We start from the raw sequence: 23,639 nt of genomic DNA, 5'->3' as shown, positions 1-23,639 counted from the left end.
ACTGATGATGGCAGAAAAACCAGTCAAATTTGTCATTTTTCTTTCTTTGATTCTGAGCTTAGTTGCGTTTTGGGACCACCAATTCACTTCTTATCTCAAAGAATTTGTTGTACTCATCCATGAAATCTGTCATGCCACAGCCGCACTCTTTAGCGGTGGAGTGGTCAAAGGAATCGCACTTCATGGAAACGAAGGTGGAGAAACCATTGCAGTTCCTGCATCTTTTCGTGGTTCTTTTATTTTAGTAGTTTCTGCCGGTTACATTGGATCCTCCCTCGTCGGTGCCTTTTTGCTACGTTTAGGTTTCCAAGGTCGCCATGCTCGCCAAACAATGATTTTGTTAGGATTATTTTTAATCTCAGTTAGCGTTTTGTATTCCAAATTAGGTGAACTTGCTTACCTCACAGGAATTTTTTGGGGAGTAGGAATTCTCGTAGCAGGAATGTTAGGCGAAACTATTTCGATTTTATCTTTAGTTTTTTTAGGTACAAGTATCTCTTTATATTCTTTGTATGACCTCTCTGATTTTGCAGAACGATTGACGGAAACCGATGCGGGGATCCTTGCCTTCTGGATGGCTGGACTTGGGCCGGAAGATCTACAAAACGAGGAAGTTCCGACCGTAGTTGTGGTGCTTGGTTACATGATTGCAACCCTATGGTCTCTTCTCAGTGTCGGTATCATTTTTATGTCCCTACGAAGTTCCCTCAGCCACGAAGAAACCCATGATATTCCTAGTATGGAAGAGAGTTTCGAACGTTTTCCTGGGGATCTTTCTCCGGAGGCAAAACTTTGGTTGGAAAAACGAGGTGTCGACCCCGAAAGCGGAATCGTTTTACCCCCCAATTTGTTCCAGGACTTCCCTCCCAAAGACAACAGTCCTTAGGCCTTCTCACAAATTTTCATTTGCCGAGGACACAGACTTCCTAAATATAGAATCTCAATGGCAAAAAGAATCCTTATCACAGGTGGAGCCGGATTCATCGGATCCCATCTAGCAGAAACTCTTTTGAACGCTGGGAACCAAATCATCGTATTGGACAATTTCCATACCGGACGAAAAGAAAACCTGACTCATCTTCTCGGGAATCCAAATTTCGAACTGATCCGCCACGACATTACGGATCCAATCAAATTGGAAGTGGATGAGATTTATAATATGGCTTGTCCTGCATCTCCAGTTCATTACCAAAGTAATCCCATCAAAACTACCAAAACGAATGTTTTGGGGATGATGAACATGCTTGGTCTTGCAAAAAGAGTGAAAGCAAGAATCCTACAAGCTAGTACTTCCGAAGTTTACGGAAATCCACTAGAACATCCTCAAACGGAATCATATTGGGGAAATGTGAACACAATTGGAATTCGTAGTTGTTATGATGAAGGAAAACGAGTAGCAGAAACATTGTGTTTCGATTATCACCGCCAACACGGGGTAGACATTCGAGTAATTCGTATTTTTAATACGTATGGTCCAAGAATGATCCCAGATGATGGTCGTGTAGTAAGCAATTTCATCGTACAAGCGTTACGTGGAGAAAACATTACCATTTATGGTGACGGAAGCCAAACACGTTCCTTCTGTTACGTAGATGATTTAGTGCGTGGAATCATTTCTATGATGAATACGGATGGTTTCGTTGGACCTGTAAACTTAGGTAATGATGGCGAATTTACAGTTAAGGAATTAGCTGAACTCGTAATCAAAGAGACAGGAAGTAAATCCAAAATTATTTATCTTCCGCTCCCACAAGATGATCCGACCAGAAGAAAACCAAACCTCAGTTTGGCGAAAGAGAAATTGAATTATTCAACGACCGTCCCATTAGTGGAAGGCGTAAAAAAAACCATCGAATATTTTAGCAAAAGAGTATAAAATGAAAATAGGCGTAATCAAAGAACCATCTTATGAAAACAGAGTGGCTATCACTCCCGACGTAATAGACCCATTAAAAAAACTAGGTTTCACTGTTTCCATTGAAACAACTGCTGGGGACAATGCATTTTTTTCTGATTCAGATTATAAAGAATCAGGGGCAACAGTAGAATCAAGAGACGCTATTCTTTCTGGTTCCGACATTGTTGTGTCCATACATGCTTTGGACGAAGCGAGTGCAAAAAAGATTGGCAAAGACAAAATCTATATTGCAACACTATCTCCTCTTGCTTTCCCCAAAAAAGTAAAAGAAATTGCCAATGCATCTTTTAAGATTTTCTCTATGGACACCATCCCTCGAATCACTCGTGCGCAGTCCATGGACGTTCTTAGTAGCCAAGCAACTGTTTCTGGATACAAAGCAGTGTTACTTGCCGCTTCCAATTATAGCCGATTTTTCCCAATGTTAACTACTGCGGCGGGAACCATCACTCCAGCAAGAGTTCTGATTCTTGGCGCAGGTGTAGCTGGTCTTCAAGCCATTGCAACCTCTCGCCGACTTGGAGCCGTGGTTGATGTTTTTGACACTAGACCTGAAGTAAAAGAACAGTGTATGTCACTTGGTGCAAAATTTGTCGAAGTAGAGGGTGCCGCTGATGCATCGAATACTGGTGGTTATGCGGTAGAACAATCAGAAGATTACCAACGCCGTCAAAAAGAAGCCATTGCAAAATACGCCGAAAAAGCAGATATCATTATCACAACAGCCCTCATTCCAGGAAGAAAAGCTCCACTACTAATCACAAAAGAGATGGTAGATAAAATGAGACAAGGATCTGTGATTGTGGACTTGGCAGCTGTGAATGGTGGAAACTGTGAAGTGACCGAAAATGACAAAACCATTGTTTACAAAGGAATCACAGTCATTGGAAATTCCAATCTTCAAAGTACACAACCAATGGATGCAAGTAAAATGTATGCAAAGAACATTGTGAACTTTCTAAAACTTTTTGTGAACAAAGAAAAACAGTTCAATATCAACTTAGAAGACGAAATCATCAATGCATGTATGATTGCGGAAAATGGTTCCATTCGTCACAAACCAACACTTGCACTTCTCGGAGAATAACTCCGAGATTTGAGATTGTCATTTGAAAGATTAGACTTTTATTTTTTAGATTTCTAATCTTTCAACTTCTATTTGTTTGCTGTGACTTGCGGTTGGGTTCTCCATCGACGGTGGACCCAAAAGTACTGCTCCGGAAACAACTTCACTTCTTCTTCTAAAGTTTTCGTCCAAAGTTCTGTATAATGTCGAATCACATCGTCTTTGGAAGGATAAAGTTTTTTATCAACAAAACCCAAATCCTTTACTCGAACAATTACCTTCCCATTTTCACCGGCTAACACAGAATAATATAACATTTTAGCGCCAGTTAAGTAGGCCATAAGTGCAGGGCCGACAAAAGTAGAAGCTTGTCTGTTCATAAACGGAACAAAAATTCCTGCTTTGCCAGCATTTTGATCGGCACCAAAACCAATCCAATATCCTTGTTTAAGAAGTTTAATCACTTGCGTTGATTCTTCAACGGGAACTAGGACAACTCCATTTTTAGTACGCATACGACGAAGCAACTGATCCACAAAAGGATTTCTCACCTTTTTGTAAATCCCTCCACCCTTCATACGAATTCCTAAAAACTGAACTAAAATTTCCCAAGTACCAAAGTGACCCGAAATCAAAATCACTCCGACTCCTTGTTTTTTAGTTTCTTCTTCAATTTTTAAACTCTCATCATCGATGACTAAATTTTCATCTAACCATTTTTTAGTCATCCGTGGTGCCCAAAGCGTATGTGCAAGAAGGATACCCAAATGACGATAATGAGCCTTTACTAAGTTTAAAATTTGTTCTTCGGTATAAGTAGGAAACGCAAATCGAATATTATCAGCAGCAACCTTTCTGTGTTTTTTATCAAGGGGATAAATAAGGTTGGTTAAAAAGATTCCATACGCCAAACACCATTTATATGGAAGAACCTTAAATGGAAAATAAAACAAATAAACGATTAAAAATGAAATAAAGTATCCAATCTGTTTCATAAAGTTACACAATAAGTCCAAAAATAATAATGAATTAAAACTGCAATGAGTCCTATTCCAAAACCAATGACCCATCCTCCCACAATATCACTCACAAAATGGTGTAATGTAATTAACCTACCAACACCAGCAAACAAACTAAAGAAAAAGAAATACGGAGTTTCGTGAAATGCAAAAACCAATATAGTTGATACCACAATGGAATTTGCACTATGTGCTGAAGGAAACGAATGTTTCATATCAGGATTTGAATCCACTTTTCCCATAACACTAACTAGTGGACGTTTTCTAGCGAAGTATTTTTTTAAAACTAAAACTAAACGATCCGTAAGATAGGTAAAAACCAATACAAATGGCAAACTAAAATAAACTGGTTTGTATAAATCACTTAAAAACATAAGTGGCAACAATACCAATGCAAACATTTCTCCACGGTTGACCCGAGACAATACCCAACTCAAACGTGGATGGTGGAGATTTTTTTGGATCCAAATCGAAAACTTTAAGTCAATAGAAGAAATCAAATTCATTTAGAAAGCTCTTCTTTGATCTTATGAAGTGCTTCCGAAAATGAAAAAGTCCATTGGTTCCTAGTGGCCATATCTTTTAAAGTCACAGTACCCGCTTTAATTTCGTCTTCACCACGGAGTAATATCCAACGGTATCCTTTTTTTTCTGCATAGGAAAGTTGTTTTCCCATTTTTTGAGAAACTAAAGAAACCTCGGTGGCAATCTTTTCTTTTCTTAACTCTTTTGCAAAGTTATGATTCTCAGAAAAAGAAGACTCATCCAAAAGAGGAATGTAAACCGTTGCATCATTAGCAAATTTTGGTAACAAATTATGTGCGGTTAAAAAATTCTGTAGGGTTACATCACCGAGCCCAAATCCAATTCCAGAAAGTTCTTCATTGGAAAAAAGGCCGATCAAATTATCGTATCTCCCACCACCATATAACGAACGTTTGTTTTGTGGAGATGTATCAAAAATTTCAAATATAAAACCAGTATAATAATCAAATCCTCTTACTACGGAAGGATCAAAAAACACAATATCGTCTAATCCAATTGTTTTTAAATCTCCAAACAAAGTTTGAATTGTTTTTCTTGTTTCTTCTTTGATTCCAGGAATTTGATCAAGTGAATCTGCAGTTGCCGCAAGAAACAAATTTATTTTTGAAACGGCCGTTGGATCATTAGCAATGGTTTTGGAAACGAGGGTCGTATATTCCTCTTCTGTAATTTTATTTTTTTTGTCTAAAATTTTAGATACTTCATGGGCTTGATTAGGGCTTACCTTTAGACCGTCTAACAAAAATTCATCGAGAAGTGACCTATGAGAAATTGTTACTTTAAAACTGTTCCGTGGAGCACCAAATGCAAAAAGAATATCACAAGCCAAAGATAAAATTTCTAACTCTGCTCTTTGACTCGTTACGCCAAACATATCTACATTTAATTGCCAATGTTCACGAAGTCGGCCATGCCCTGGTTGTTCGTATCTCCAAAGATTTGGGATTGAAAACCAACGAATGGGGCGTGGAAGGTCTCTCAGTTTTTTTGCCACCATCCTTGCAACTGTTGGTGTCATTTCAGGTCGAATTGCAACTTCGCGGTCGCCCTTATCAATGAAATTATAAATTTGTTTTCCTACAATTTCTTCCCCAGTTTTGGCCCGATAGAGATCCAAAGATTCCACCATTGGACCATCGTATTCTTCATATCCGTAGGATCTGACGACGTCTTTCATCACGGAAAATAAATAATTGCGAAGGCGCATATCTTCAGGATAAAAATCCCTAGTGCCCTTATAGTTTTCTGTTGTTAGTTTTTGCTCTTTCAATATATGGCCCCTGGAACCTGAACCTAAGTAAGATCAGCCGAAAAATTCAATAAGACTATGGTAAATCTCTTTGGCTTTTTTATCGCCGCTGACACCTGTGATTCTTCCACCCAATCTAAAATAATCATTCACCTCTTCTAAATGACGTAATTCTACTGCCATTCGAATCGGTGCCTGCAATTTGAAATTGATATCTAAAGTAAATGTAGGTTTCACTTTCAATGCTTTGATAATTTCCATATCGTTAACTTCCAAGGCAACTCCACCTCGGGAAACGTTTAGTACGTTTTGTCTGATTTCAAGAATATGGGTATTTGAATCCATGATTCTTTCCTGAAACGTACGTTCAACCTCTTTAAAGAGATCTAAAACCACTTCTGGAATCCCAGTTCTCTCTGTTTCAAGAGAGAGATATGCAAAGAAATGCATGTCTTTCATTTGAATGAACAAAGGATAATAGATAAAAGAACCAATTTTTTTCTTTTTATATTCTTGAATTTTATCATCCAACAAAAACTCATCTTCAAAAGTTTTTTTAGGATCAAATACATCTTCTGAAGGAAAGGAAACAAAAGTTTCCGTATCCAAAATAAAGATAGGTTTTTTATGTTCTTTCATCAAATCGATTTCATCGCTATGGATGGATACCGAAAGAAAAACTACTTTAGATTGCGGGAAATCGCGAAGGACAGTTCTTTGAATATCAGATAAAATAACCTGTGAACTCACTCCCGTTAGCTTGGAAAAGTCGATATTCGTTTTTGCGACCAAAAAATTAGAAGCAACTACATTGCCTCGAACCTTTTCATTTCTAGGATCTTGTCTTGTTGTATAAGTTTGTCTACGATCAATAATTTTACCAAGAAGTAAGTTATCCTTTTGGTTGATCAATTCATAATCCACTTCTACGTGAAAACTAGGTGTTGCCTGGACCGTAAAAATCGTTTCAATTAGTTCGGGAATGGTTTCGAGTTCCCAAATATGAGCACCATCAGGTCTTTCCCCTTTAAACTTCACTCGAATCGGAGTGTCGTATCCTTTTAAAAACAATCCATTTCCACCCATCATCTGTTTGAAAAACTCGGGCAAAGTACGTACGGCTTCTAAAGGAACGTAATCTCTTTCTTGGTCGAAATGAATTTTAACGCGATTGATCATATTAGTCTATCTTCTTGAAATTCACGCGCCTATTACGCGAACGACCTTCTTCTGTTTCATTTTCCGAAATTGGTTGAGAATAATGGTAAGCTTGTACCTTCATTCTTTCCTTAGGAACACCTTTCAATCGAAGATATTGATAAACGGAAATGGCTCTATCTTCACTCAAACTGATATTGTATTCTTTATTCCCTATATTATCCGTATGTCCACCAATTTCAACTTTTTCATTTTTATGTTGAATAAGGAAGTCCGCAAAAAGATCCAATTTTTTCTTATCTTCATCACTCAATGTTCGTTCATTGAACGGGAAATAAATAATTGTATTGTACAAACTATCAAAATCATTTAGATTTCTTAGATAAAGTACGGTATCTTTTCCTTCCATTCCAGAAATTTTCTCTTTTGCAAATAGGAAAGTTTCTTCTTTAAAACCTTTGGCCCTAACCAAAATTTCAAAATCCATAGTCGGCGATTTTTCCAAATCAAAATGAGCATCTTTGGATTCTAAGGATTTTCCTTTTCTTGTGAGATCATCAAAATAATAACAAATCGCATTCGGGATTACCAAATCAGTTTTTTTATCTTTCACTATAAAACGAATTCCTTGGATGGTTTTATCAGGGCGTTCGTCTTTTGCCTGTCGAATGGGTTGTAAGATAATTTGAGAATATTGTTCCTTATCTTTTCCTACGTTCCCTCTTAAATCCAAAAGTAACTCTGTAGGATGAAATCCAGGTGAAGACACTTCCACTCGGTAAACTTTTCCAGTTTTGATTGTAGTGCGAAAGTTTTCCGCATCGGCAATGGAAAGATCCCCACCAATTCGTTTAGAAGTAATCACTTGGATGGGTCTTGTATCATCGTAAATTTTAAGTGTCGAATCGAGACCAATCATAATTGCTTCCGATCCATCTAGAACTAACCCACGAAATAGAAATTCATAACTACGACGAAGGTCTTCTGGAACCATAGTTCGATAGATATCGAATTGGCCTTCCCCACCGGGCCTGTTGGAAGAAAAATAAAACCACAAATCATCGAAAGTGACTGAGATTCCTTCGTTATCACTTTCTTCCCAAAGGCTATATGTAGAATAATCTGCCGGAGTATCAAAAGGAAATCCTGTTGATTCACCTGACAATTGTTCTTTGGTATTAAAAGGAGATCCTAATAAAACCGGGGTAACGAAAGTTTTTTGTGATTCATCATATTCACTATAATAAAAACTAAATTTACGATTTTTATCTCCTCGGTTGGAGCTAAAATACAAACGTAATCCATCCCAATGGTATCTAGGACTAATTTCATCATCGTTTGTATTGATCAAAGTTCCCATAGAAATAGGTTTTTGCCAAACTCCATCTCTACATTGAATGGTAGGTTTATCTGGGTTTTTTTCTTTAGTTTCTGTGATCGGTTCTCGTTTGGAAATCCAAAGGTCAAATCCTCCCAGTCCACCAGGTCGATTGGATGAAAATACCATTGAACAACCATCAGGCGAAACTGCAGGCATTTTGTCTTCAAAATGCGAATTAACTTCATTTAAATGAACTGGAATGGACCAAAGGCCTGTTCTTTGGTTGATTTTAGTATAATAGATATTGAGTCCGTCATAACCTTCACGGTTCTTTTTAGGGTCTGCTTGGGTTTTATCACGAACCGATGTAAAATACAGTTCGTAAGGTTTTTCCTCTTCATCAAAGAGGATCGAAAACATACCTTCAAAATTGGATGTGTTGAGTTCCCGAAAGTTTTTGGGTGGTGACCAAACCGGCAATTTCATTCGGTCAGGAAAACTTAAGTTTTCAGAAACCCAAATGTCCATCCCTCCTTCTCCACCAGGCCTGTTGGATTGGAAAACCAGATATCTGCCTGTGGGAGAAATGATGGGGTTATACTCCACATTTTGTGTGTTGAGTGGCTGGTAAAACCTTACATCTTTCACTTTCGGTAAAGGCTGAGCCAGAAGTGGGAATGCCAAAATGATTAAGAAAGTAAGGAGTTTTTTCATCTGCCGTCTCTCCTATGTATCGGCTAATCGGAATTTTCTGCCAAGGGAAAAATAAGGCTTTTAGGACCAGCTTTACCGAGAATCCTACTCCTACATGGCCGAAATCTTCGGAATCTTAAACATTACCACCGATTCATTTAGTGACGGGGGAAAATTCCTAAACCCAGACGATGCAATCGAACAAGGAAGAAAACTTCTCCAAGAAGGTGCCGATTGGTTGGATGTCTCTGGACAATCCTCAAACATCAATGCCAGCCTTGTTTCCGAAGAAGAAGAATGGCAAAGAGTAGAACCTGTAATACGTTACTTTGTCCCCCAAGGGGTTCGGATCAGCTTGGATAGTTTTCGCCCTTCAGTCCAACAAAAGGGAATTGAAGCTGGAGTGCGATGTATTAACGATATCACAGGTTTTACCTACGAAGGTGACCGCAGTTTTTTAAAATCAGCGATTCAAAAACACCCAGAGCTAAAACTAATCATCATGCATTCGCATAACAGGAATATTGCGAAAAATAAGTCAGATCTCACACCAGAAAAAGTCATCCGAAAGATCCAGGCTTTTTTTAGGGACCGACGTTCTGAACTTCTGGCAATGGACATCCCAGAATCATCTCTCTGTTATGATCCAGGAATGGGATTTTTTTTAAGTGAAAATCCAATGGTTTCCTTTCGCGTATTACAAGAATTAGAAATTCTCAAATTAGAATTTCCGCAATTGATGGTGGGAGTTTCCAGAAAATCATTTCTCGGAAACGTACTTGGAAATTTACCAATTGCAGAAAGAGAATTTGTCACTTTGGCTTGTGAACTTCATTTGTTAAGATACAAAATTCCCTACATTCGAACGCATAATGTTTTAAAACTCAGGCAAGCTGAAAAAGTTTGGAATTTGTGTCAGGAAATTGATTAAGGTTTAAAGTTTATTTTACAGGAAAAATTTTAATTAGCTTCTTCCTGAACGAGACGCTTTGCGAACATCCTTACCTTCTTTGGATAACGTAGGAAAAAAAGCAGACTCAGGAACTGCGTATCCATTTTCGACCGCCTTACGGTAGTAAGGCAAAAGATGATCCCAACGAGGATAATCTTTTAAAACTAGTAAAGTATCTCGCCAAATTTCTAAAAAACTAATTTGTGATTTTTCAGTTGAAGGGGCAGATTCTGCCCATTTTAAAGCTTCTTCGTAACGCCCTAATTCATAATTTGCTTTTAAAAAATAAAAATGGAATTCCTTATTTTTTTTGGCGGCAACTTCCAATGATTTTGCATAATCAAGTAAACTGTACCAGTTGGATTTTTGCACTTGAATCTCTGCCATTCCATACAGAGCATTTTCGTGAAAAGGAACCACTTCTAAAATTTGATTAAAATAACCTTCCGCATAAGCAAAGTTACCTGTTTGTAAGTAATAATTAGCCAACTCTTCATAAGCAAATAATTCCCAACCTTTCACTCGGGATAAAGCATCCAGAAGAATCACACGTTCTTCATTTCGCAAACGTACTTCTAATTCTTTAAGGACAGTTGTATAAGTAACGGATGATCGAGAAGGTGCTTCTTTCGAAACTTTTTGTTTGAATAACTCATATTCATCCAATAAAAAATAAAAACGGAGTCGGTTTAAATGAACGGCCACTTCATTCGGATTGGTTTGAATGCATTTGTCCCAAACAACTTCAGCTTGGTCTAATTGAATGGCTTTCGAAAGTTTAATCCCTTCAGCATTACAATCAGTCGCAGGAGATCCCGTGATCTCCAAAAACAAAGAATCGGATTCCAATTCATCTTGTTTGGCAATGGGATACCTACATCCCAATAGAAAGAGGATAAAAGAAAAATATAGAATATTTAAAATACGAAATTTCAATCTAAGATGGCCCGTCTGGATTTGTCTTTTCCTTCATCTTTTGAGCAAATACCAAATATTGCATCGCTTTTTCAGGATTCCCATTGAAAAGATATAACAAACTTAAATCCAAAGCTTCCTGTGCGTCGGGAGGCGAAAACTCTTCTGGGTTTTCTTTGGAGAGTTCTAATTTTGTCTGAAACTCTTTTAATTTTTTTTTGGCTTTGGATTGGATCCGAACCAAACTTTCATGAACCACTTCATCTTCTTCTTTCCAAGCCGCTTGCAAACTTTCGTTAAAATTAGTAAAACCGACATCCTCTTTTACCATAGTAGAAAGCAAAGTGGCAGAGGCTTTATAATTACCTTGTTTGGCAAGGATCTCTGATTGGATGATTTTTAACTGAGCATTCCCTGGATACAGAATCAAATAACGTTCAATCATTTTTAAACTTTCTGGAAAACGATTCCTTTCGTAATAAAACATGGCGAGCCCTCCTAAAGCTGATTTATGATCTGGTTCGATTTTAATTACATTATTGAGATATACTTCGGTTTTTTCATCGTTGCCTAATTTCTGATATGCCTGCGCGAGTAATAGATGCGCCGATATAAACTTCTTTTCAAATGTAAGAGTTTGTTTTAAAAAACTAATGGCTTTTTCGGTTTCTTCATGTTTGTAAAGAGACACCGCTAAATTATAACTGTTTTTAACATTGGCATGTAATTTGTATGCTTTGGAGAACAAAGGAATGGCTTCTGCATGTTTTCCTTGTTTGGCGTATATCACACCTAAATTCTGTAATGCCAAATGAAAATTGGGATCTTTTTCAAGGAGAAGTTTGTACTGTGTTTCGGCACGATCCCAGTCTCCGTTTCTTTCCAAACGGACCGCCTCATTAAATAGAGTTTGGATTTCTTGTGCCATACAGACCGATTATCGTTTCAGAAACCAATCTCCCTCGAGAAAAATTGTCACGAGAACGGAAAAACATTCCGAAAGGTACTCACAAGAGTCCAGAGGAAGGGGAAAGTTATGCAAAGACTCATACTTATATCCATAGTATTGTGGTTGGTTTCTTGCAGTTCTGCAGATGCCACCCGAAGAGATTATAGTGCTTCCGGAGATCCCGAAGATATATTTTTCGAACGTTCTTCAGGAAAGTCCAAACCAACAAGTAATACCAAATCGGAAGATCCAGTGGCACGTTCGATCATTGACGATTTAGATTCCAATGGAAAGGCAGTTACACCAGTTGCAACAACGGCAGCAATCCCAACCAAAAAACCAACAGAATCATTTGATGAAGTCGGTTTGTCATCTTGGTATGGGCAAAAATTCCAAGGTCGTCCTACTGCCAGTGGCGAACCTTTTGATCGAATGAAAATGACAGGTGCTCACAGAACACTCCCCATTGGAAGTGTGATCCGAATCCAAAATTTAGATAATAACAAAGAAGCGGTGGTTCGAATCAATGATCGTGGGCCTTTCGTTGATGAAAGAATTGTGGATGTATCTGAAAAAACAGCTGAGATCCTTGAATTCAAAGATAAAGGTGTCACCAAAGTAGGAATCAAAGTCCTTAAAAAAGGGGAAGATGATCTTGCCGATGACTTAGATGATGCAGACCTTCTCGATGATGCCCCAGCAAAACCTGAAAAATTGACTCCAGTGAAACCAGGAGTTACCAAACCTGTGGCCGCAGGAAAAGGATTTACTGTGCAAGTGGGTGTGTTTCAGGAAAAAGAAAGAGCTCTGAAATACCAAGAAAGCATAAAATCTGAATACAACCAATCCGTGTTCGTAACTCCCAGAGATGGAAAATTCGTAGTTCAAGTTGGGGATTTTGCAGACCGCGCAAAAGCAGAATCTCTCAAATCAAAATTGAAATACGATGGAATTGATTGTTTTATCGCCACTCGTTAATTTGACCCCTTCCCTTCGGGCAATCAGTTGTTGCACTGATTTGCTCGGAAAGGTAGGAAAATGAATTGATTTCGCATTTCCGCCTGTTACGATTTCGTATTAAATTAGCAACTAGAAGACCCTATGAGTGAAAGCATATTATCCGTTGACCACATACTAACAAATTATTACACATTCGGTAGTTTAATTGTCACTGTCCTCCTTGCGGTCTTGACTACATTCTTTTTCTCTTTAAAAGATAGAACCGTCGCCACAAAACACATGGGACTGGCTTGTTTGTTTTTAGGTTTATTCCAATTTGGTTACCTCTTAGGTGCATTTTACTATCACCCCATCGCTTCCTACCATCGTTGGATCACCGGGGGATTTATTATTTTTGGTATCATACACTTTGGTCAGTTTTTTTTCCGGTTCCCAGATAACGAAGACAGCCGAACTGCCAATATTATACAAGTAAGTCTCTATGCTGTTGCCATTGTAGTGGTTCTTTGGTTTTTAGTTACAGTTTCACAAGGAGAAAGAAAATACCATTTCACTGCACACCACTGGGATTTTAACTCCGAAGGTGCTAGCCGAATCTTAAGTTTGTTCATCGCAGGTTTTTCCTTTATTAACTTTCTCGTTTTACCTGGTTATCGTTTATTCCATGTAACTAAGGAAAAACGAGGAACGCTTATGGTTATGTTAATGGCAGCATTAATTGCCGGCGTAGTTCCGAACATAACAAACGTTATGAGTCGCGATGGAGCGATGGAACGATCCACTTACCTCACTGCTTTAGTATTACTATTCACTTTTACATTTTTTATCATTACGATTTCCTTTATTAACAATAGTAGTGAAAGAACTACTTTCATGGTAAAAATTGTAGGAATTTCCTTTGTAACCATCCTTCTCATCATGCAGGCCTTCAGTTACTTGGTAGACCAAGAAAAAGAAACTTCCTTTGATAATACGGCAATCCAAAAAGCACTTCGTGTGGCCGAAGGTGGAGAAAGATCAAAAGATATTTTATTTGTCATTGAGTCCGATTCATCTGGACAAAATTTAAAAAAGGCCTACTTACCTTCTTCTGTTAATTTAGATTTACCACTTGTCCAAGCTGATCTTTATAATACTGCATTGTATGATGAAGTGGTCAGTATTCCCGAGACCGACTATAGAAATTCTCTTAAGTCTAGTTTAACGAAAACTCCTTATTATTTTGAAGGTTATAAAAATGCCATCCTACAATTTTTGGATGAAAATCCAGATTCGGAAGGTGCAGAATTAAAAGCAGAAGTTTCTAAATTAATCGAAAAACTAAACAAAAGAACCTTTATCAACACGAACAAATTGGGCGATATTCTGCCTGACCAGTTTTGTGAAGAAGGAGTCAAATACGTTGAAAAAGTTAAAAACGTAGACACTTTCCGAGATGCTATCCTTAAACATGTAAACGAATGTAAATGGGACGGAAAAGAAATATCAGGTGCAGATCTACGTGTCGAAATGCTCAAGTTTTTTCGATATTTCAAACCTGACTTAACAAGACACTACAGAAAAGATTTAGACGGCGTTTCGCATTACATTGCTTATATGACTTATGATGCGAAAAACAAAATCAACAGAGAAGTGGGTTTTAACTACCGCGATTATCGTGCCTACATGCACAAATCAGCAAAACTCGAATTAGTCATCCTTGCCATTGTGATGTTTGTTTTGTTAGTCGTATTTCCACTTTTCTTCCGTTCTGCACTTGTGAATCCACTTTATGCACTACTTGCAGGGGTTGAAAAAGTAAACCAAGGAAATCTGGAAGTAGAAGTTCCAATTAAAGTAAATGATGAGATAGGATACCTAGCAGAATCATTTAACGGGATGGTATCTTCAATTCGCGACGCTAGACGGGAACTGCAAGACTACGCAGAAAATCTAGAAGAAAAAGTAAAAGAACGTACCAAAGAACTTCAAGAAAAAATGGATGAGATCCATCGTTTGAAAGTACAACAAGACGGTGATTACTTCCTCACTTCGTTACTGGCAAAACCATTATTTTTTAACGCAAACAAATCTGATAATATACGTTGTGACTTCTTTGTTCATCAAAAGAAAACTTTTGAATTCCGTAATAAAACCGGCGATCTCGGTGGCGATATTTGTATCACAGGAAATTTAAAACTGGGAAAACCAGATGATTACCGCAGATACACTATGGTAATGAACGGAGATGCAATGGGAAAATCCATGCAAGGAGCTGGTGGTTCTTTGGTAATGGGAGTTGTGATGAACTCCATTATGGCACGTTCGGCAGGTAACAAAAGAATCCTAAACCGCACACCAGAAGAATGGTTAACTGATGTTTACGAAGAAGTAAATGCAGTATTCAAATCTTTTAGCGGGACAATGGTCATATCCGCAACAGTCATGTTAATTGATGATGAAACAGGTAAAATCTGGTATTTTAATGCGGAACATCCTTACAGCATTCTTTACCGTGATGGAAAAGCTAGTTTCATTGAAGATGAATTGAAACTTCGAAAATTGGGTTTGGACTCGGAATATCCATTCGAAGTGCAAACCTTCCAACTATTGCCTGGTGACCAATTAATTCTTGGTTCCGATGGGCGTGATGATATTGACCTCACTCCAGACGAAGACGTTCGAACCATCAATGAAGACGAAACAATGGTTCTTCGATTTGTGGAACAAGCCGACGGAGATATTTATGAAGTCGAAAAACTCGTAAAGAAAGCCGGAGATATTACTGATGATATCTCGATGATGAGTGTTGTTTTCAAAAGCGATAAATCTCCAATTCATCATACTCCAGAAAAAGAAGACTTATCTCAACAACCCGTGGATGATTTTTTCGACACCCCAGGGGATGATTGGGATGAAGCCCTCACGACCTCTGGTGCTTTCGAAGAAGGAAAATTATTATACCAAAATGGAGAAATTGAAAGAGCCATTACTGTAATGAAAAAGGCTTTTCTTGCTGATCCAACCAACCAAAAACTAAACAAGTTTTTAGGCCTTGTCAGTTACAAAGGGAAAGAATACGACATTGCAGCAAAAGTACTAACTGAGTTTTTAAGAGAAAATGAAGGTTCGGGAGAATATTGGTATTACTTAGCGATGTCTGAAAAAAAACTTGGGAACTATGAAAGCGCCTTAAAAGCAGCCCAAGAAGCTTTGAAATACGATCCAGAAAATTTCCAAAACCTTATTAACCTTGCAGACGTTAGCAGGCTTCTTGGAAACGTGGACCGCGCTGTTACTTACGTAACACGGGCCCAAACTATAGATCCAACAAACAAAAACGTTCTCAAACTTTCTAAGTTGTTAGAAAAAGCAACTAGCCTCAATTAATTGAGGTTAGTTGCTGATCTTGCATAGTTTTAAGTTCCAAATATTGGATGTAGCTATCAAATATTTTTCCTAACTCTAGGAAAAATCCCTGTAAGTTAGATCTTTCTAAAGTAATTTTCTCTTTGTCATTTTGTGTAATTGCCTCTTTGATTCGAATGGCACATCGATGTAATTCTCGATGAGGAGTTTCTAATTGGTCATGAATTGCCTTTTGTTTAGAATCCAATACAGAACTTTGATAATACCATAGACCCATTTTACAGAGTGTATGATCTAATTGCGGAAATAAATTTACATTTCCACTTGTTATTGCTTTGTCGACTGCTTGAACCCAATGAATATGATCTAATCTTCTTTGAAAAATGAACTCTAACAACCAAACTGAATTTTGATTTGTAATGAGTTTCACCGTATTTTCAATTTTACTAAATATAGCTTCAAAATCAGATTTTGTTTGTACACTGTGATCAGAAAGTATGTGCACTTGATTTGAGATACTAGTGGAATCATTGGCAATATTCTGAGATGCAATCCCCACTTCTCGAAGTTTCAATTCTAAATCATGAAATTGTGTAATCAAAACTTGGATTTCACTTAAATTCACATTTGATTCTTTACGGTTTGAGACAACCGATGTTTCAATGGCTTGGATCTTTTCAATGATTTCAATGAGAACCGCAGTTCTAGTTTTTGAGTTCTCTTGGAATTCTAAAAATCGTGACCTAATATGTTGTGCAGATTCTTGAATTGTTTTTACTGCTACCTTTGTGTTTTCTGCTAATTTGGAAACACCATCCGCAACCACAGAAAATCCTCTTCCTTCTTCACCAGCCCTAGCAGCTTCTATCGAAGCATTTAGAGCCAATAAATTGGTACGGTCAGAGATTTCTTTAACCAACTGTATGTTCTCATTAATCTTTTGTAAATCATTGTATAAAAGTTGGATTTCAACTTCATTTTTTTGGTTCTCAACCTTTACCCATAACGATTGTTTTGCGATTGTTTCAATTTCTTTTGCAGTATTTTCTAAACTTTTTACTAATTCAATATTCCTTTGGCCTGTTGCATCAAAGGTCTTTAAGGTCTCTGAAATTTGATAGGAAACTGAATGAATCACAGCATCGAGCTCTTCTGCACTACTTGCTAAATTTGCAGAAATATCGCTAAAATGGGAAAGACCAGATACAAATTCCGATTGTAAGTTCTCAATATTTTTTAGATTAGTAGCAGAACCAAGGATGGAAACTGCGATTTCATCTGCTGATGCAGTTATTAAACTTCTTAATTTTTTTTGTAATTCTAAAAGTTCTTCAACTTCACGATGATTTGACTGATCAATAGAAGTATTTCGAATGATATGTTCTCTAATCGACTTACGGTTTTGTATTAAAAATTCCCTAGTGGAATCATTTGATTTAAAATGAAACATAATAATTTTATTTTTTAAACTGCATCGTTTCAATATACCATTTTCCTAATTTATGGCTCTGATTTTTCAAAAACCAGCTTGCCAGAGATAAAATTTCTGTCAAAATAAGCGAATCCAATTTTGTAGAATAAGGATCATTATGAATCAAAAACTTGTTTTAAGTGTATGGACGGCTATTCTCTTTACAGGAAGTTCTCTTCTTGCGCAAGAGGCTGACGTTGCTTTAGGACGATATCTGCCACCTGAAAAAGACTCAGTTATCGAAATTTTCAAATGTGGTGATAAATACTGCGGTAAAACAGTTTGTATCAAAGACAATGCTTACCCTGAAAAAGAGAAAGATAAAGGTGTTCCAGGAACTCCTTACCTAGATCACAACAACGAAGATCCAAAATTACGTAATCGTCCGAACCTTGGTATGGTATTTATCACTGGATTTGATTATGTTGGAGAAGGTGTTTACAAAAACGGTAAGATTTACAATCCTCGTGATGGAAAAACCTACTGTGGAAAATTCACATCATTGGAAGGTGGGAATCGATTGGATCTAAAAGGAACACTTTGTTCTATCACCTTTATTGGAAAAACGAACAACTGGGTAAAACTTGGTGGTGTGAATCTTGATGACCCAAAATGGGACTGCACTTTCAAAGCTAAAAAATAATTGTAATCATGAAATACCTGCCAACCCAATGGAAGGCAGGTTCTCTTTAGAGAGATTCTAAAAACTTTAAAACTCTATTTCTTTTCAAAGTCTTTATACAATAAAGATGGTTGGATGCCTTGGTTGGCTTGGTACTTTCCTGATTTGTATTCGCTGATTTCGCCTTCCACTGTATGATAAAAAATCTGGCAAATTTGAACCCCTGCATACACACGTAGTGGATGAGTGACTTGAATTTCAAGAGTCCAAAAACCTTTAAAGCCAACATCACCAAATCCAGCTGTGATATGCACAAACATTCCTAGTCTCCCAATAGAAGAACGACCCTCTAACATCGGCACTAGGTTGTGAGTCTCGGTAAATTCGATGGTTCGTCCTAAATACAATTTACCCGGTTCCATGAGTAAACCTTCTTCTGGTATCTTTAAAGTTTGCACAGGGTTTGGTTTTTTCATATCTAATGGAAATTCAGAATAAACCAAAAGGTCCTCATGTAATCGCAAATTGTATGAATTGGGGTTTAATAAATTCGCATCATAAGGTTCAATTTTGATATCAGTCCCCAATCTTTTTAAAATTTCTTTTCCAGTTAAAATCACAAATCATTCTCCCTTAAAATTAGGTTTTCTTTTTTCAGCAAATGCTTGTAAGGCTTCCAATCGGTCTTTTGTACCAATTGTTTCAAAATAACAAAGCCTCTCCCACTCCAATGCCGATTCCATAGGTAATTCCAATCCACGACGGACTGCTTTTTTTGCAGCAGAAACAGCAATAGGTGCAGATTCTGATATCTCCCGTGCTAAGGCAAGAGAAGATTCCTTTAAAGAATCCGGACTAAAAACTTGGGACACCAAACCTCGGACCATCGCTTCTTTTCCACTTAATTTTTTTCCAGAAAATATCCATTCCAAAGCAGTAGATTCACCAACAATTCGCGACAGTCTCTGTGTTCCACCTGCCCCTGGAATGATTCCTAATTTAGTTTCAGTGAGTCCCATTTGTGCTGCTTCACTCGCATAACGAATATCACATGATAAAGCCAACTCTAAACCTCCACCAAATGCAAACCCATTGATTGCGGCAATGGTAGGTATCGAAAGATTTGCCAAATCTGAAAAACAGAGATTGATATTTTTTAAGAATTGTTTTACCTGCAAATCCGACATGGATTTTCTCTCTTTCAAATCGGCACCGGAACAAAAGGAATCGCCGACTCCGGTGATGACTAAGACACGAGCTTTGTTTCTTTTTACTTCCTGAATCTTTTCTTGTAATTCGGCCAGAAGTTGGAGAGAAATGGCATTTTTAGCATCAGGCCGGTTGAGTTCGATTAATGCTACATAACTGTGGTGGGTATGGAGTGTGACAGTGTTCATAGAATTTCCTCCAAATGAAAAAATAGAAATGAAAACTGTTTTAATTTTCCGATAATGGAAGCAGCCGTCATGAGAAGGATTTTATACACAATCGGATTCTCACTAGTACTTGGAAGCAGTTTTTCTTGCAAAGCTTCTTCGAAGGAGGACCCACTTGTAGCTTTATTAAGCTCACCTCCTGTTGTATCTTCTGTTACCCCACAAATTGGTAGTCCTGCCCAAAACAATCTGAATGCGATTTACCCTGCAACAGAGGTGATAATCAAAGGAGAAAATTTCGGCGTTGATCCCGTCGTTAGATTTAACGATGTTGTCGCGGCAATTACTGCCAATCTAGGAACCGAATTACATACTCGAGTTCCCGATGGTGCCTACTCGGGATTTATCACAGTATCAAAATCAGGTGGTTCTTGTTTGCCGAATTCGAAACAAGGTGCAAACTGTTCCGGAACAGAATACTTTATCGACTGCTATGCGATCACAAACAAACAATACGGATCTGAAATTGAAATCAAACAAGGTCAAAGTTTATCAGTAGAATTTGGTGCCATTGAAACAAAAGCATTTCATACAGATACCTTACTCGGTGCTCGAAACTTGATCATTGGCTGCCAAAGTGTTGTCACTGTGCGTGTATTTAGTAGATCGTGTCAGGCAACTGACTATGTACTTCAGAACGACCCGATCATTCCTTTTCCTGCAGGAGTGGCAACGCAGTTCTACATCACTGCAAATTCTGCTACTTGTAGTTTAGTTCTTTAGAAGAAATACCTTTCTTCATCCAAACTTTATTTAGTTGATGTGAGATTTTTAAATGGAAGGTTAAACCTTTTCCTCTGGTTAGTTTTTGCAAACTTACCAAGAGGAAATAGATTAAGACTCTAAAAGAATTAAAGGATTTTAGTTTGAATAAAAGATTTCGATCAAATTTTGGCTTGGATCTGCAAACGTAAGACATTCCCCAGAATCGGTTCCTTCTGGTCCTTTGATGATCTTAACGTTTTTTTCTTCCAATTCGCTAATGGCTTCTGTGAAATCATCCACATCCATCACAAAACTGAGGATAGGTAGAGATCTGTCAGAAACTTCTGCCACTACCAAACGGATCCGAAACGAATCCAGAGAAAGAATTGCCTCAGTAGCCTTCTTTGTCTCCACTTCGAAGTCAAAAATGTCCCTGTAAAAATCGATAGAGGTGTCGAGCTGGGAGACGGGGATACTGACGTGGCCAATGCCTTCTACAATAATCATAATGGAATTACACCTTCGTGAACTTTTCTGTCATCATGCTTGAAAAAGCGGCTTTGTCGACAAAAAAGCAATCTCCGCAAACAAACTCGAAACTAAAATTTGAATTCCAATTCCAACTCAGGAAAAAAGAATCAAAATATGAATGTATTTCGGATTTCACTCATCGTTTTAGCTGTTTTTGCCCTTTCTTGCAAGGAAGAGGCCGTTCCTTTTGAAACCGCCCACCAAAACATAGTGGCAAAACTCCTCGCAGAGAACCAAATCCTTCTCGAAGAGTATCTAAAAGACAATCCTAAACCAAATTGGAAAATATTTTCAGAAACATTGGATGCATTGGTGGCCAGTGGACATCCAAAATTAAAGTCCTGGGCTGAAAATTTACGCCCACACCTACCAGCATCTGGTGCCGATTTAGATTCAAGTTATGAAAAAATTTCCAAAATTCAGGAAATATTGATCCAAATAAAAACGGAAGTGCCAAACCAATCTCAATACAATCGATTTTACTGTCCTATGGTTGATAAATCTTGGCTAATGACAGGAAGAGAAGTAAAAAATCCCTATGCTCCAGAAATGAGAGACTGTGGTGAAATGTTACAGTAATATATGCCCAAATGTTTTTTAGGTACATCTTTATATGAAGCCTGCCCGCCAAGTTGCAGGCATTCATTCGCTAAACAAGACGTAGACGAAGATTGTATTGCAAAAAACAAACTAGAAGCTTTTTTACAAGACAAGGTCACTTTTAAAGTTGGATTTTCTGCATTTTCACAAATTCCCGCAAAAACCTTAGAAAAATTTATTTGGACCTCAAAAGACAATTTAGAACTGATTTCCTATTTTTTATATATCGGTGAACCAACACTTGTCCGCGAAATCATTGAATCATTTTCTAATCACACATTAAGTTATCTTTTTAAATGTGATTTTGAAAATTATATGAACATTCGAGAATCCATTAAAAGAGAAAAATCTGTTAAACATATGTTTGATATTCGAAGTTTCAAATATTGGACATTCGTAAGTTATTTAAGGATCTGTGATTTAATACAGTATTTTGTTAGGTATCTCAAAGAACCTGAATACGCTTGCCAGTTTATCGTCATTTTACCTTCAGAAATAGTATCCAATCTTAACAAATATACTGGCTTGGATTTTGAAGAAGAAAAAACATTATACAATGCTTTGGGTGATTCCATCTACGAATTGCCATTACAATCACCGAAAATTTATGACCATATGATGCAGTTATTTGCAGATGATCCTGAAGTTTCCATTATCCTTTCCACAATGGAAGGACTCATCGAAAGACAACAATTGATTTTGGAAACCACTGAAAAACTAGTTAACTTTATTGGAGAACATAGAATCGATAAAAACTTTCAGTTTATTTTTTCCGAGATGTCTGGAATGGAAATTGGCACCGCATCTGAAATTTTGAATCAATTGTTAGAACGAAAAATGATCACTCCATCTCAAAAACAAATGATTATCGATTTTCTTAACACTGGAAAATTAGAATTATAGAATAAACTAACTTTTGCTAGTTTATTCTATGCCTCTGGAATCTTTATCCTGCAATTTTTATTTTTTTTGCTAAATAAACACTAAACAATAAACTAAATACAGAAATCATTCCCACCAATTCATAATTCACAAGTTGGTTGTCAGCTGTCTGGACTAATATGAGACCGGCTACATAGGAAGCCGCTCCAGAAGCGATCTGCTGGATAGCAGAATTTACCGACATAAAACTTCCGCGAATCCTTGGTTCAACAGCAGAGGTAATCATAGCAAACGCAGGAACCATCCTTCCTGATACCAAAATCATAAATAATGTTGTCACTGTAAGAACAATAGGCAAAGAAGTTTTCGTTAGCGTTACCACAATCACAATGGGAATGACAGCAATGATAGATATGATTTGGTAAATTTTTAGTTTTCCGTAACGATCTGATAATTTACCAATAAATCGGCTTGTAAAAAAAGTAAACAACCCACCAAAAAAATAAATATATGGAAGTTCACTAATCGCCAATCCAACATTAGAAACAAGAAATGGGCTTAAAAACGGAATGATGGTAAATCCACCAAACATCAAAAAAATCATAAAAATGAAGGGAGCGAAATGGTCTTTTTTAGTAATTACTTGTTTCAATGATTTTAACTGTGACTGTTTGGGGTGAACATCCGAATCCAAATGATAACGAATGGACGGTAAAACTTTGTAACCGATAGGTAAAATTAGAAATCCTGCAATTGCCAATGAAAGAAATGGAAAATGCCATCCGTACTGATTCGCTAATGATAAACCAATCGGAATTCCAATCACCGAAGCTACGGAAAATGAACTCATCACAACACCTGTGGCAGTACCTCTTCTGAATACAGGGATGATATCTCCAATGATGGAAAGTACAGTGGCCCCAATCATTCCACCAAATCCGCCGGCAACAACTCTTGCAAAAAGTAGAAAACCGTAATTAGGAGCAAATGCACATAACAAAGTTCCAAAAGAAAATCCAAAGAATAAAACAAGAAGGCTCAATTTACGATCATAAGAATCTAAAAACAAAGCACCGATGAGCCCAAACACTCCAGCACTGATAGAATAGGAAGAAACAAGTAAACCGAAGGCGGCCGAGTCAATTTTGAAACTTTCCATAAAAACTGGCCCGAGTGGCATCATGATGACAAAATCCAAAATGTGTAAAAATTGGAGGGCGGCTAAGATAAGGATGATGGCTCTTTCTTTTTGGATGGTATGAAGCGGATGGGTAAGAGGTTGGCTCATAAAACTAATA

22 protein-coding genes are annotated in these 23,639 nt (G+C 37.5%); 10 read left to right on the top strand and 12 right to left on the bottom strand.

Features of this window, described 5'->3' with window-relative positions; genetic code table 11:
- Positions 1-4: 4 nt before the first annotated feature.
- From EHR07_RS12670 to EHR07_RS12660, 3 genes are read left to right on the top strand one after another with little or no spacing between them, the layout of a single operon-like run.
- Positions 5-886, top strand: coding sequence for a M50 family metallopeptidase (locus EHR07_RS12670; protein ID WP_135745408.1), 882 nt, complete (start codon positions 5-7; stop codon positions 884-886).
- Between the two features lie 57 nt (positions 887-943).
- Positions 944-1,876 (top strand): UDP-glucuronic acid decarboxylase family protein, encoded by a 933-nt coding sequence (locus tag EHR07_RS12665; RefSeq protein WP_135745407.1) that lies wholly within the window; start codon positions 944-946, stop codon positions 1,874-1,876.
- Position 1,877: 1 nt separating this feature from the next.
- Positions 1,878-3,005, top strand: a complete 1,128-nt coding sequence (locus EHR07_RS12660; RefSeq protein WP_135745406.1) for a Re/Si-specific NAD(P)(+) transhydrogenase subunit alpha — start codon at positions 1,878-1,880, stop codon at positions 3,003-3,005.
- 68 nt (positions 3,006-3,073) lie between these two features.
- Here the strand turns inward: EHR07_RS12660 and EHR07_RS12655 are convergent, their stop codons facing one another.
- Genes EHR07_RS12655 through EHR07_RS12635 form a run of 5 tightly spaced genes read right to left on the bottom strand, consistent with a single transcriptional unit; the run spans position 3,074 to position 8,991 of the window.
- A complete protein-coding gene (locus EHR07_RS12655; protein ID WP_135745405.1) occupies positions 3,074-3,979 on the bottom strand; it encodes a lysophospholipid acyltransferase family protein in 906 nt (301 codons plus the stop codon).
- Positions 3,976-4,509, bottom strand: coding sequence for a phosphatase PAP2 family protein (locus EHR07_RS12650; protein ID WP_135745404.1), 534 nt, complete (start codon positions 4,507-4,509; stop codon positions 3,976-3,978). The genes EHR07_RS12655 and EHR07_RS12650 overlap by 4 nt, the downstream gene beginning before the upstream one ends.
- Positions 4,506-5,819, bottom strand: coding sequence for a histidine--tRNA ligase (hisS, locus tag EHR07_RS12645; protein WP_135745403.1), 1,314 nt, complete (start codon positions 5,817-5,819; stop codon positions 4,506-4,508). Before hisS ends, EHR07_RS12650 begins: the two co-directional genes overlap by 4 nt.
- Positions 5,820-5,852: 33 nt before the next feature.
- A complete protein-coding gene (locus tag EHR07_RS12640; protein WP_135745402.1) occupies positions 5,853-6,977 on the bottom strand; it encodes a DUF1577 domain-containing protein in 1,125 nt (374 codons plus the stop codon).
- 1 nt (position 6,978) lies between these two features.
- Positions 6,979-8,991 carry an OmpA family protein gene (locus EHR07_RS12635; RefSeq protein ID WP_135745401.1) on the bottom strand — a complete coding sequence of 671 codons (2,013 nt, stop codon included), beginning with the start codon at positions 8,989-8,991 and terminating at the stop codon, positions 6,979-6,981.
- Positions 8,992-9,085: 94 nt separating this feature from the next.
- Between EHR07_RS12635 and folP the strand changes: the two genes are divergently transcribed.
- Positions 9,086-9,901, top strand: a complete 816-nt coding sequence (folP, locus tag EHR07_RS12630) for a dihydropteroate synthase (RefSeq protein WP_135745400.1) — start codon at positions 9,086-9,088, stop codon at positions 9,899-9,901.
- A 33-nt stretch (positions 9,902-9,934) separates the two neighbouring features.
- On the opposite strand, the gene EHR07_RS12625 is transcribed toward folP, so the two are convergent.
- Entirely contained in the window at positions 9,935-10,858 is a 924-nt protein-coding gene (locus tag EHR07_RS12625) for a tetratricopeptide repeat protein (RefSeq protein ID WP_135745399.1), read from the bottom strand.
- Between the two features lies 1 nt (position 10,859).
- Positions 10,860-11,765, bottom strand: a complete 906-nt coding sequence (locus tag EHR07_RS12620) for a tetratricopeptide repeat protein (RefSeq protein WP_135745398.1) — start codon at positions 11,763-11,765, stop codon at positions 10,860-10,862.
- A gap of 108 nt (positions 11,766-11,873) precedes the next feature.
- Here EHR07_RS12620 and mpl36 point away from each other — a divergent pair, with 108 nt between their 5' ends.
- Together mpl36 and EHR07_RS12610 are read left to right on the top strand one after the other, a co-directional pair.
- The gene (gene mpl36 / locus EHR07_RS12615; protein WP_135745397.1) at positions 11,874-12,764 is read left to right on the top strand and encodes an RlpA family plasminogen-binding lipoprotein MPL36; all 891 of its coding nucleotides are present in this window, start codon (positions 11,874-11,876) and stop codon (positions 12,762-12,764) included.
- 123 nt (positions 12,765-12,887) lie between these two features.
- A complete protein-coding gene (locus tag EHR07_RS12610) occupies positions 12,888-16,115 on the top strand; it encodes a SpoIIE family protein phosphatase (RefSeq protein WP_135745396.1) in 3,228 nt (1,075 codons plus the stop codon).
- Here EHR07_RS12610 and EHR07_RS12605 read toward each other — a convergent pair.
- On the bottom strand, positions 16,108-17,577 hold the full coding sequence (locus tag EHR07_RS12605) for a methyl-accepting chemotaxis protein (RefSeq protein WP_275067047.1): 1,470 nt from the start codon (positions 17,575-17,577) through the stop codon (positions 16,108-16,110). The genes EHR07_RS12610 and EHR07_RS12605 overlap by 8 nt on opposite strands.
- A 106-nt stretch (positions 17,578-17,683) precedes the next feature.
- On the opposite strand from EHR07_RS12605, the gene EHR07_RS12600 reads away from it, so the two are divergent.
- Complete coding sequence (locus EHR07_RS12600; RefSeq protein WP_135745395.1) at positions 17,684-18,208, top strand: DUF2147 domain-containing protein; 525 nt, start codon at positions 17,684-17,686, stop codon at positions 18,206-18,208.
- 74 nt (positions 18,209-18,282) lie between these two features.
- Here EHR07_RS12600 and dcd read toward each other — a convergent pair whose 3' ends face one another.
- Both dcd and EHR07_RS12590 read right to left on the bottom strand, forming a co-directional pair.
- A complete protein-coding gene (gene dcd / locus EHR07_RS12595; RefSeq protein ID WP_135745394.1) occupies positions 18,283-18,807 on the bottom strand; it encodes a dCTP deaminase in 525 nt (174 codons plus the stop codon).
- Positions 18,808-18,810: 3 nt separating this feature from the next.
- Positions 18,811-19,584 carry an enoyl-CoA hydratase-related protein gene (locus tag EHR07_RS12590; RefSeq protein ID WP_135745393.1) on the bottom strand — a complete coding sequence of 258 codons (774 nt, stop codon included), beginning with the start codon at positions 19,582-19,584 and terminating at the stop codon, positions 18,811-18,813.
- 69 nt (positions 19,585-19,653) lie between these two features.
- On the opposite strand from EHR07_RS12590, the gene EHR07_RS12585 reads away from it, so the two are divergent.
- Positions 19,654-20,346 carry an LIC10067 family putative lipoprotein gene (locus EHR07_RS12585; RefSeq protein WP_135745392.1) on the top strand — a complete coding sequence of 231 codons (693 nt, stop codon included), beginning with the start codon at positions 19,654-19,656 and terminating at the stop codon, positions 20,344-20,346.
- A gap of 138 nt (positions 20,347-20,484) precedes the next feature.
- Here the strand turns inward: EHR07_RS12585 and EHR07_RS12580 are convergent, their stop codons facing one another.
- Positions 20,485-20,835 (bottom strand): VOC family protein, encoded by a 351-nt coding sequence (locus tag EHR07_RS12580; protein WP_135573138.1) that lies wholly within the window; start codon positions 20,833-20,835, stop codon positions 20,485-20,487.
- A gap of 99 nt (positions 20,836-20,934) precedes the next feature.
- On the opposite strand from EHR07_RS12580, the gene EHR07_RS12575 reads away from it, so the two are divergent.
- Both EHR07_RS12575 and EHR07_RS12570 read left to right on the top strand, forming a co-directional pair.
- Positions 20,935-21,438 (top strand): DUF3347 domain-containing protein, encoded by a 504-nt coding sequence (locus EHR07_RS12575; RefSeq protein WP_135745391.1) that lies wholly within the window; start codon positions 20,935-20,937, stop codon positions 21,436-21,438.
- Positions 21,439-21,441: 3 nt separating this feature from the next.
- Entirely contained in the window at positions 21,442-22,362 is a 921-nt protein-coding gene (locus tag EHR07_RS12570; RefSeq protein WP_135745390.1) for a cyclic nucleotide-binding domain-containing protein, read from the top strand.
- A 43-nt stretch (positions 22,363-22,405) separates the two neighbouring features.
- On the opposite strand, the gene EHR07_RS12565 is transcribed toward EHR07_RS12570, so the two are convergent.
- Positions 22,406-23,629, bottom strand: coding sequence for an MFS transporter (locus tag EHR07_RS12565; protein WP_135745389.1), 1,224 nt, complete (start codon positions 23,627-23,629; stop codon positions 22,406-22,408).
- Between the last annotated feature and the right edge of the window lie 10 nt (positions 23,630-23,639).

The sequence above is a fragment of the Leptospira bandrabouensis genome (assembly GCF_004770905.1).
Classification (GTDB): domain Bacteria; phylum Spirochaetota; class Leptospiria; order Leptospirales; family Leptospiraceae; genus Leptospira_A; species Leptospira_A bandrabouensis.
This window is presented reverse-complemented; position numbering and strand designations above follow the sequence as displayed.

Excerpts from the sequence above, each read along its gene's own strand:
- EHR07_RS12670 (WP_135745408.1), top strand. The coding sequence starts at position 5 with ATGATGGCAGAAAAACCAGTCAAATTTGTCATTTTTCTTTCTTTGATT.
- EHR07_RS12665 (WP_135745407.1), top strand. The coding sequence starts at position 944 with ATGGCAAAAAGAATCCTTATCACAGGTGGAGCCGGATTCATCGGATCC.
- EHR07_RS12660 (WP_135745406.1), top strand. The coding sequence starts at position 1,878 with ATGAAAATAGGCGTAATCAAAGAACCATCTTATGAAAACAGAGTGGCT.
- EHR07_RS12655 (WP_135745405.1), bottom strand. The coding sequence starts at position 3,979 with ATGAAACAGATTGGATACTTTATTTCATTTTTAATCGTTTATTTGTTT.
- EHR07_RS12650 (WP_135745404.1), bottom strand. The coding sequence starts at position 4,509 with ATGAATTTGATTTCTTCTATTGACTTAAAGTTTTCGATTTGGATCCAA.
- EHR07_RS12640 (WP_135745402.1), bottom strand. The coding sequence starts at position 6,977 with ATGATCAATCGCGTTAAAATTCATTTCGACCAAGAAAGAGATTACGTT.
- EHR07_RS12635 (WP_135745401.1), bottom strand. The coding sequence starts at position 8,991 with ATGAAAAAACTCCTTACTTTCTTAATCATTTTGGCATTCCCACTTCTG.
- folP (WP_135745400.1), top strand. The coding sequence starts at position 9,086 with ATGGCCGAAATCTTCGGAATCTTAAACATTACCACCGATTCATTTAGT.
- EHR07_RS12620 (WP_135745398.1), bottom strand. The coding sequence starts at position 11,765 with ATGGCACAAGAAATCCAAACTCTATTTAATGAGGCGGTCCGTTTGGAA.
- mpl36 (WP_135745397.1), top strand. The coding sequence starts at position 11,874 with ATGCAAAGACTCATACTTATATCCATAGTATTGTGGTTGGTTTCTTGC.
- EHR07_RS12610 (WP_135745396.1), top strand. The coding sequence starts at position 12,888 with ATGAGTGAAAGCATATTATCCGTTGACCACATACTAACAAATTATTAC.
- EHR07_RS12600 (WP_135745395.1), top strand. The coding sequence starts at position 17,684 with ATGAATCAAAAACTTGTTTTAAGTGTATGGACGGCTATTCTCTTTACA.
- EHR07_RS12590 (WP_135745393.1), bottom strand. The coding sequence starts at position 19,584 with ATGAACACTGTCACACTCCATACCCACCACAGTTATGTAGCATTAATC.
- EHR07_RS12585 (WP_135745392.1), top strand. The coding sequence starts at position 19,654 with ATGAGAAGGATTTTATACACAATCGGATTCTCACTAGTACTTGGAAGC.
- EHR07_RS12580 (WP_135573138.1), bottom strand. The coding sequence starts at position 20,835 with ATGATTATTGTAGAAGGCATTGGCCACGTCAGTATCCCCGTCTCCCAG.
- EHR07_RS12570 (WP_135745390.1), top strand. The coding sequence starts at position 21,442 with ATGCCCAAATGTTTTTTAGGTACATCTTTATATGAAGCCTGCCCGCCA.
- EHR07_RS12565 (WP_135745389.1), bottom strand. The coding sequence starts at position 23,629 with ATGAGCCAACCTCTTACCCATCCGCTTCATACCATCCAAAAAGAAAGA.